Genomic DNA, 2,301 nt, shown 5'->3' on the forward strand with positions numbered 1-2,301 from the left:
CGGGGGTGCCGGGGCGGGCGGCCGGGGCGGGCACGGTGCCCGCCCGGTCCGCCCCGGGCTCGCGCACGGCGGTCACGAGGCCTCCGGGGCGTAGAACGCCCGCGCCAGCGCGTCGAGCGTCCGCGCGGACGTCGGCCCGAACGACAGCACCTGGGTGTCCGCCATGTCGACCACCCGGCGGTGCTCCCCCGCGGGCGTCTGGGCCACGGCCGGCAGCTGCTCCAGCAGCCCGTCGACCCCGCCGACCGACTCCAGGCCCTTCGTCATCACCAGCACGAGGTCCGGCTGCGCGGCCACCAGGGCCTCGTCGGTCACCGGCCGCATGCCCTGCCAGCCGATCTCGCCGGCCACGTCCACCGCGCCGAGCGCCTCGATGAGCGAGTCCGCCCCCGAGCCCTCGCCGAACAGGTAGTACACGCCCGCCTGCCCCCGCAGGTAGAGGAACACCACCCGCAGCCGGTCGGCCGGGTCGTCGGGGGCGAGCCGGTCGACCTGGGCCCGGACCTCGTCGATCTCGGCCTGGGTGCGCGCGGCGAGCGCGGCGCCCTCGTCGGGCAGCCCCACCGCCGTCGCGACCGCCGTGATGAGGTCGCCGACCGTGCCGAGCTCGCGGTGGGAGTCGACCACGACCACCGGGATCCCCGCGTCGCGCATCTGCAGCACGGTGTCCCAGGGGCCCAGCGTGGTGTCGGTGATGATCAGCGTCGGCGCGAGCTCGAGGATCGCCTCGCCCGACAGGTCGTGCCCGCTGGTCGTGACCACGGGCAGGTCGGCGATCTCCGGGAAGTCGGACGAGGAGTCCCGGCCGACGACGCTGCCGCCGAGCCCGAGCTCGAAGAGGATCCGCGAGGTGGAGCCGTACAGGTCGAGCGCGAGGACCCGGCTGGTGTCGGTGACCGTGACCTCGGTGCCCTGCGCGTCGGTCAGCGTGACGGGCAGCGCGGGGCGCGGGTCGTCGGCCACGGGCTCGACCGGGGCCGCGGCGGCGACGGCGGTCTGCTCGCCCTCCCAGGCGCGCGGGTCGTCGAGGGGCGCGAGGTCCGCGAGCGGGGCGCGGTCGCCGGCCACCGCGGCGCTGGTCCCGGTCGCCCCGGCCACCCCCGTGCAGCCCGCGAGCACCGCCGCGACCACGGCCGCCACCAGGGCCGGGACCGCGCGGCGGACGACGCGGCGGGGTGGGACGTGCGGGCGTGCGGGCATGACGGAGCGACTCCTGTGCGGGTGGGCTCGCGCACGGAGGCACCGTCGATGGGGCGCCGTGGCGAAGGTGAGCCAAACCTAAGTTAGCCAACCCTCAGAAGACAAGACGCCGTCGCACGTCGGACGGATCGGGCACCGTTCGGGTGACCCCGCCTAGCCTGGGGCGATGGACCGCCGAGCCCGCGCCGACGCCCCCGTCCCGACCGCCGAGGAGCGCGCCGACCGGCTCAAGGAACGGGTGTACGTCACGTTCGCGGCGCTGGCGGTGGTGCTGACGCTCCGGTCGCACGGCGAGGTCACCCCGGGCGTCGCCGCGACCACGCTGCTCATCACCGTCGGCGGCACGCTGCTCGCGGTGCTGCTCGCCGACGTCGTGTCGCACCTCGCCGTGCACGCCGCGCTGCCGACCGCGGCCGAGGCGCGGCACATGGTCGCGGTGTGCACCGGGGCGCTCGGCGTGCTGGTGCTGCCGATGATCTTCGTCGGCCTGGCGGCCTGGGGGTCGTGGACCGTCGACGGGGCGTTGCGCGCGTCGACGATCGCGCTGGTGGCGAGCCTGGGTGTCGTCGGCTGGCTCGCGGTCCGCCGGGTCGCCCTGCCGGGGTGGCAGAAGCTGCTGGTGCTGGTCGCCGAGGTCGCCCTCGGCGTGGCGGTGGTCGCCCTGGAGCTCCTGGCCCACGGCTGACCCGCGCGCCCCCGTCGGGTCAGCGCGCGGGGCGGTCGCCCCTGCCCTCGGCGGCGCGGGCGGCGTCGCGCTCGCGCAGGCGCTGCTCCTCGCGCTTCACCTCGGCCTGCGTCGCGCGCTCGCGGTGCAGCCACTCGGGCGACTCCTCGACGATCGCGTCGATCTGCTCGGTGGTGAGCGGGTCGGTGAGGCCGTTGCGCGCCAGCCCGGACGTCGAGATGCGCAGCCGCGCGGCGACGACCGACCGCGGGTGCGGGCCGTTCTTCCGCAGCTCGGTGAGCCACGCCGGGGGGTTGCGCTGCAGGTCGTCGAGCTGCTCGCGGGACACCGGGCCCGCCTGGAACTCCTCGGGCGTCGCGGGCAGGTAGACCCCGAGCTTGGCGGCGGCCGTCGCGGGCTTCATGGTCTGCGGCGTG

The 2,301-nt window shown here is 76.6% G+C and carries 3 protein-coding genes; 1 reads left to right on the top strand and 2 read right to left on the bottom strand.

All coding sequences use genetic code 11. The annotated features are described in order from the left end of the window. Window positions 1-72: 72 nt before the first annotated feature. Window positions 73-1,200 (bottom strand): ABC transporter substrate-binding protein, encoded by a 1,128-nt coding sequence (locus tag G6556_RS18435; RefSeq protein WP_166944557.1) that lies wholly within the window; start codon window positions 1,198-1,200, stop codon window positions 73-75. Between the two features lie 166 nt (window positions 1,201-1,366). Here G6556_RS18435 and G6556_RS18440 point away from each other — a divergent pair, with 166 nt between their 5' ends. Beyond that, window positions 1,367-1,885, top strand: coding sequence for a hypothetical protein (locus G6556_RS18440; RefSeq protein ID WP_166944559.1), 519 nt, complete (start codon window positions 1,367-1,369; stop codon window positions 1,883-1,885). A gap of 19 nt (window positions 1,886-1,904) precedes the next feature. Here the strand turns inward: G6556_RS18440 and G6556_RS18445 are convergent. Next, window positions 1,905-2,301, bottom strand: a 397-nt coding sequence (locus tag G6556_RS18445; RefSeq protein WP_166944561.1) for a DUF5997 family protein, incomplete at its 5' end; no start/stop codon positions are given.

Origin of the sequence: Cellulomonas sp. IC4_254, from assembly GCF_011603975.1 — a bacterium.
In the GTDB taxonomy this organism is placed as follows: Bacteria; Actinomycetota; Actinomycetes; order Actinomycetales; family Cellulomonadaceae; genus Cellulomonas.

Coding starts and splice junctions, on each gene's coding strand:
- G6556_RS18435 (WP_166944557.1), bottom strand. CDS start 1,200: ATGCCCGCACGCCCGCACGTCCCACCCCGCCGCGTCGTCCGCCGCGCG.
- G6556_RS18440 (WP_166944559.1), top strand. CDS start 1,367: ATGGACCGCCGAGCCCGCGCCGACGCCCCCGTCCCGACCGCCGAGGAG.